Source organism: Oceanihabitans sediminis, assembly GCF_003337215.1.
Classification (GTDB): Bacteria; Bacteroidota; Bacteroidia; order Flavobacteriales; family Flavobacteriaceae; genus Oceanihabitans; species Oceanihabitans sediminis.
Window position 1 is genome coordinate 1 of the sequence record NZ_QPIG01000009.1, and the last position, 5,950, is coordinate 5,950.

General features: G+C 33.6%; 7 protein-coding genes. 1 reads left to right on the forward strand and 6 read right to left on the reverse strand.

What is annotated here, in order from left to right:
- Window positions 1–138: 138 nt before the first annotated feature.
- The 6 genes from DU428_RS13205 to DU428_RS13230 all read right to left on the reverse strand — a co-directional run bounded on the left by DU428_RS13205 (window position 139) and on the right by DU428_RS13230 (window position 5,100).
- Window positions 139–804: a hypothetical protein gene (locus DU428_RS13205; RefSeq protein WP_110476680.1), complete on the reverse strand. Its 666-nt coding sequence runs from the start codon at window positions 802–804 to the stop codon at window positions 139–141.
- A 152-nt stretch (window positions 805–956) separates the two neighbouring features.
- On the reverse strand, window positions 957–1,412 hold the full coding sequence (locus DU428_RS13210; RefSeq protein ID WP_113966846.1) for a hypothetical protein: 456 nt from the start codon (window positions 1,410–1,412) through the stop codon (window positions 957–959).
- A gap of 621 nt (window positions 1,413–2,033) precedes the next feature.
- The gene (locus DU428_RS13215) at window positions 2,034–2,885 is read right to left on the reverse strand and encodes an IS3 family transposase (RefSeq protein WP_113966847.1); all 852 of its coding nucleotides are present in this window, start codon (window positions 2,883–2,885) and stop codon (window positions 2,034–2,036) included.
- The gene (locus DU428_RS13220; protein WP_027127221.1) at window positions 2,885–3,256 is read right to left on the reverse strand and encodes a transposase; all 372 of its coding nucleotides are present in this window, start codon (window positions 3,254–3,256) and stop codon (window positions 2,885–2,887) included. Before DU428_RS13220 ends, DU428_RS13215 begins: the two co-directional genes overlap by 1 nt.
- Before the next feature lie 155 nt (window positions 3,257–3,411).
- Entirely contained in the window at window positions 3,412–3,819 is a 408-nt protein-coding gene (locus DU428_RS13225) for an Imm10 family immunity protein (protein WP_113966848.1), read from the reverse strand.
- 693 nt (window positions 3,820–4,512) lie between these two features.
- Complete coding sequence (locus DU428_RS13230; protein WP_123796536.1) at window positions 4,513–5,100, reverse strand: hypothetical protein; 588 nt, start codon at window positions 5,098–5,100, stop codon at window positions 4,513–4,515.
- 354 nt (window positions 5,101–5,454) lie between these two features.
- On the opposite strand from DU428_RS13230, the gene DU428_RS13235 reads away from it, so the two are divergent.
- The coding region (locus DU428_RS13235; RefSeq protein WP_165839168.1) for an IS110 family transposase at window positions 5,455–5,950 on the forward strand (496 nt) is incomplete at its 3' end.

Sequence of the window (5,950 nt, forward strand, 5' to 3'; positions counted from 1 at the left end):
TGCAATAAGCTATTAAAACAAGCTTTTGCTATTGCTAAATCTGGACTAATATATGAGGATAGCTACAGAAGTTCCTTGGTGAAAAATTAATGCTTTTTTACTTGTTTTTTACCACAGTACTTTGTTGCCCACAGTATTTTATTCAGTCAGAAATTTTGTCGTATAGTTTATTACAAAATCGGAAATAAAAGATTTTATAAATTCATCATCGTTGTATTCATCGTTTTCTTTTAATTCCGCATACAGTTTTTTATATTCTTCTGTTTTTTCAAACAGCTCAAATTGACGTTTTTTGAACTTTACAAATTCTTTATTATTATATTTTCGAGCCTCATTAAATTTTCCATTCTCAATTTCGAGAAGCCAGTATTTACTATACGTTGATGCGTAACCTTGATGAACATATTGCACCATTTTTCCGTGTGGTAAAATCAGAATTCCACTAAACCAATCGATTTTTACTTTTTCCTGTCTTGGAAAATACATTCTGTAGATTGAAACCCATTTTTCTTGAAAATTTCCATCGTCATCTCTATAACCAACTGGTCTTTTCATATCAGTTAGATATAGCTCGTTTTCGATTATCTCAAAATGACCAACATATCCACGCCAAAGTGCTGTTGATACCATATCTGGTCGATTTTCAGGATTTTTCTCAAAATATGGTTCTAATGGATTTGAGTTTAAATCGAACTCTTTTCCATTGTAAATAATCTTGTCAGGATATTGAGCTGTAATTAAACTTTCAGCTTTCGAAATCCCAATCGTCAGTACGATTAATATTATTGATAGCGTCTTTTTCATATTGTGGGCAACGTGTTTGTGTAAGGATAGTTGCGTGTGCAAGCAACTAACTTACTAAAAATGGAACGAACCAGAGGAAAATCCGCAGGATTTTCCGAGTAGGCAAGAACCAAGCAATTATTTTTACACGGTGTTGTAAACTGTGCTTTTTTTTAATTCGGTTGCATTTTTACAATCAGTGTATCTTTTGTTCCTTCAGTTACAAATTCAGTCGATGATTCTCTATAATAGTTTTGGTTAATAGTTACAGTCTGGAATCCTTCTTTTTCAAAAGTCAGAGTAAAATCAGTATCGCAACTACTTATTCCACAACTAAATGTTTTAATATTACTAAAATACCCATTAGAGTCTGTAAATTCAGTTTTGTCCGCTTGGTCAGAATTAAGTATTACTTCTACATTTTCAATTCGTTCGCCTGTCAATTCATTTTCCACAACTCCGCTTTCTCCAACTTCTTTATCACACGAGGATAAAATCATTAGAATAATTACTCCAAATATATTTTTTGTGTATTTCATTTCAGCATTGTTTACAACGGTAAGTGTATGAAATGGGCGAGTTTGCGTCCGAGGATTTTCCGCAGGAAAATCGGAAGGTAGCAAACGCACATTTACACTTGATTAGGGACTAAAGTAAGCATTTTTTATACACTATGTTGGCAACCGTTTATTTTTTAAAAACCAGACGGTTGGATTGGGTATGAAGCCAGTCGGTAGTTTAAAATCGATTTTTTAGTTTTATTAAAGCGACAGAATTGAGCGCAACAGTGGTAAATCGGAAGTGCGTTATGTTCCGTAACAGTGATAAATCGGAAGAATAGAGTGAGATCTTTTTTTAGAAATTTTTGCGGTACAGCAATGGTTGCCAACGGTAAGTGTATGAAATGGGCGAGTTTGCGTCCGAGGATTTTCCGCAGGAAAATCGGAAGGTGGCAAACGCACATTTACACTTGATTAGGGACTAAAGTAAGCATTTTTTATACACTATGTTGGCAACCGTTTATTTTTTAAAAACCAGGCGGTTGGATTGGGTATGAAGCCAGTCGGCAGTTTAAAATCGATTTTTTAGTTTTATTAAAGCGACAGAATTGAGCGCAACAGTGGTAAATCGGAAGTGCGTTATGTTCCGTAACAGTGATAAATCGGAAGAATAGAGTGAGATCTTTTTTTAGAAATTTTTGCGGTACAGCAATGTCTTGTCCTGAAATATGGCTACAGGTTAAAATTGAATTAAGCTGATAATTTATATACCATATTAGGTGTTTTATAGTCTAAAGATAAATGTAATCTTACTTCGTTGTATAAATTAATTGCATTTTTTGCAGCTCTTTTGGCATGTGCCACGTTATCAAAGGTCTGATCGAGATAAAACTCATCTTTTAGGATGCCGTTTACACGTTCAGCCATGGCATTCTCGTAACAATGATTTTCTTCAGTCATACTAATATCTATCTTTTTTCTTTTGAGTATTTGTGTGTATACATTGCTACAATACTGTATTCCTCTGTCTGAATGATGAATAAGTTGTTTAATGCTTTTAGCTTGATAAATTGCCTTATTAAGCGCTCTCACACATCCTTTTAATTCCAAGCTATCACTAATATCATAACCAACTATTTTCCTGGAGTGCATGTCTGTTATTAAAGCCAGATAACAAAAGCCTTTTAGGGTTCTAATATAAGTTATGTCACTAACCCAAACTTGGTTAACTCTATTGATTTCTACGTCTTTTATGATGTTGTTATATTTATAAAATCGATGATAAGAGTTCGTAGTTCTAGCACTGGTTTTCTTTCTAAGTGTCAGCATTTGGTGTTTTCTAAGCACATTGAAAAGAGTGTCTCTACCGATTTTAATATTGGCTTTAGTAAAATCTACATCTAAAGATTTAATAAGTTTACGAACACCTTCTCTAGGAAGGGATTTGCGTCTTTTTCTAACGATGTTTAGAATCTGTTGTTCTAGTCTTAAACGCTTATCAGCTCTAGCTTTGTATTTATAATATGCATTACGTTTAAGCCCAAAACAATGGGTTATAGTCGTTAAAGAAGCAAATCCCTTAGATTTCTCTTTAGCTCTTATTAAGGCTTTATACTTAACTTTTTTTTTAGTTCAGCAATAGATTTAAAACCAAGATCTTCTGCAGCTACTTCTAGATAAGATTCTTCTACCATAGCATCGAGATCCTTTTTAAGTAGCAGTTTCTTAAGCTGTTCAATCTCTTTTTGAAGTGCTTTAATTCTTGATATTTCGTCTTTTGTTTCCACTTTTACTCTGGTGTTCATTAAGTCTTTACGATTGTACTTTTTAATCCACACATTCACTGTTGTAGGTGCAATAGAGTAGAGCTTACAAAGTTCGCTCTTTGTGTGTTTTCCGATGGTAAGCTCGGCTAAAATTTTTAATTTAAAAGGTTCACTGTAACGTCTAATTACTTTGTCATTTCTATACATAATGTTTAAAATTATGTAGCCTTATTTCAGGACGGGTCACAATGGTTGCCAACGGTCTCGGCTATGAGTAGTTGCGTGGTTTAGCACTTAACTTTGCAAGTACACACCAAGTTGGAAATTCCGCAGGAATTTCCAAAGTAGGCAAGAACAAGCAATTACTTATAGCCATTGTTGTAAGCAGTTTTTATTTCTTTTTCAGGTTCAAATATTATATTTAATTTCTCACTTAAATTTACAAATTCAGGTTCGCTTAACTTCATTCGAATATCTATTATTTCACTATCCGTTTTTAAGTTTTTTTTCCCGACTTCGTTCAGTTTTAGGTGCAAGGTGTTTTTCCAAAGTTCAAGTTCTGTAATTCCACCATAACCACCTCTCGATTGGTCATTTACTTCAATATGAAACGTGTCCATTCCTAATTCAATTTCCTGTTCATCCTCTCTGTCAGAAGCATCTTGTATAATTAGATAAAAATCTTCATTACTTAATTTACCTGAAAATCCAATAATCAATAATCCATTTTCATCATAATCCGCAAATATTTTTTCCGCTTTTAATTCCATTTTTTATTTTAAATCATTCATATTTATTCTGCTTGCGAATGGTTGGGCAAATTGCTTACAACGGTTGGGCTATGGTTTCGTTGCGTGAAAATCCGCGAGGATTTTCCGCCGTGAACCAAAGATAGCAAAAGTGCGAGGATTTTCGGCAGAAAATCCGTAGCAATGAACTATAGCCGTTGTTGGGTTTTAGTGCTTTTTGTCCGTTTATAATTCTGTTCCGAAATTTTGGTTTTCCGTTGATTTATTTTTTTCGAGTTTGAGTAGATTTCGTTGTTTTTCAATTCCGCAAACCTGCTCAAATTCCGATTGTGTTTTTGTTCGGCAGAGTGGAAGTCAGACGTTTTTTTGCGTTCTGTTCTGTTTTCCGTTTTTCCGCATTTTTGTCAAATTCCGCACAGCAATTCAGTCAGCGTTCGAGTGAGCAATTCCGCTGTTGCTTTTCATTCCACGTTTGATTGGTGATTCCACAAAATCTTGAAATTCGGTACGATAATTTTTCTGAATTATCTACCTTAAAATTCTAAAAAAAATCCGAAAATAAAACCAGGCTTTTTTCAGTTGCGCAAACTTGCTCCAGCATTAAACCCAACGTGTTTGTGTATGATTAGTTGCGGGAAAGGACGCGAGTCATTTTCCGCCGTAACCGAAAGATAATTAATAAGATTGAATTTCCGAGAGGAAATTCAGCCGCAATTAATTATACACAGTGTTGGGTACAGTTATTTTTATCGGTTTAATATTTTCATAAGGTTCATTATCAGCTTTAAATTCCAGTCTGTCGAAAGCGATAGCAGATTTACCCTTTTTAATTTCCGAGTTCACTAATTTTTCTAAAAATCCGATTCCAATTGCATCTACACCATAATAGTCCAACATTATACATTCGTTTTTCTCAAAAAGAACTTTTATTATCAATGCCTTTTTATTCGTGAAATTCAAATATTCAAATTTATCTATTAGCTTAATTCCGATTTCGTCCGCAATCTTTTCTGCTGTGAGTTTTTCAATCCGCATTTTATTAATCAGATATTTTTCAACGGTCAGAGGATTTAGTAATTCCACAATTGAATTTTGTCGGTAGTTTTTCGCCCAAGGGAAATCAGACTTTATATTTTGAAAATGCTTTATTAATTCAATTGTCAAGTCAAAACCTAAAGGTTGATTTTCAGAGTCAAAATTTGGAATGTAAATTCTAATTAGATTTCCGCTTTTCAGTTCAAATTCAGGTACAGAAATTCCGTTCAATTCAAACTCTTTGTTATGGAAAATACTGTTTGTCATAATTGTACCCAACGTGATTGTATATGGTTTGTTGCGTGTTTCAAGCAACTAATTTAGTAAATAATTACCAACCAAGAAAGTCCGCGAGGACTTTCGTAAGTAAGCAAGAAGCCAGCAATAAATTATATACGGCTTAAGTTAGCATTTTAATAAAAACACTAAATTAAGACCTATAAATAAGAAAGAACAAAGGAGAGGAATAAGGTTATTATATACGCAGAGACTTTGATCTCGTCAACATTGAAAATCCCCTCTCCTTTTCTACACAGATTTCGTACAGTTCTATGAGGCTTTTAGACCTCGCTTTTAAGTCGTTGAAACTCGCGTAGACGTCCTTTCAAAAATCATTTTATTATGAATAAAGATATTAAATTTTTTGGTATTGACATTAGCCATTTGGTTTTTGATGTTGCAGATTCTAATGGCAACTTTTACCAGTTTAAAAACACCCTTTCTGGATTTAAAAAGTTTGTAAAAATATTAGATATAGATAGCCATTGTGTCATGGAGGCTACAGGATATTATCATTACCAATTAGCTTATTATTTGTTAGAATCAGGTATTAGAGTTTCTGTAGAAAACCCATTAGCAGTAAAACGTTTTATTCAGATGAAATTATCTAAAATCAAAACCGATAAGAGCGATGCTAAACAGATCTGTGAATATGCCAAACAAGTCGAATTAAAGCTCTGGAAAGGTAACTCTAAGCACCAAACAGAGTGCCTTCAAATCACCAGACTCCTTGCTATATATACAAAACAAAGCACCATGATTAAAAATAAATTACACGGTGAATCTGTTTTAGGAAACCCTAGTAAAGCAGTTGTAAGCTCTTTAAAACGTAGTTTGA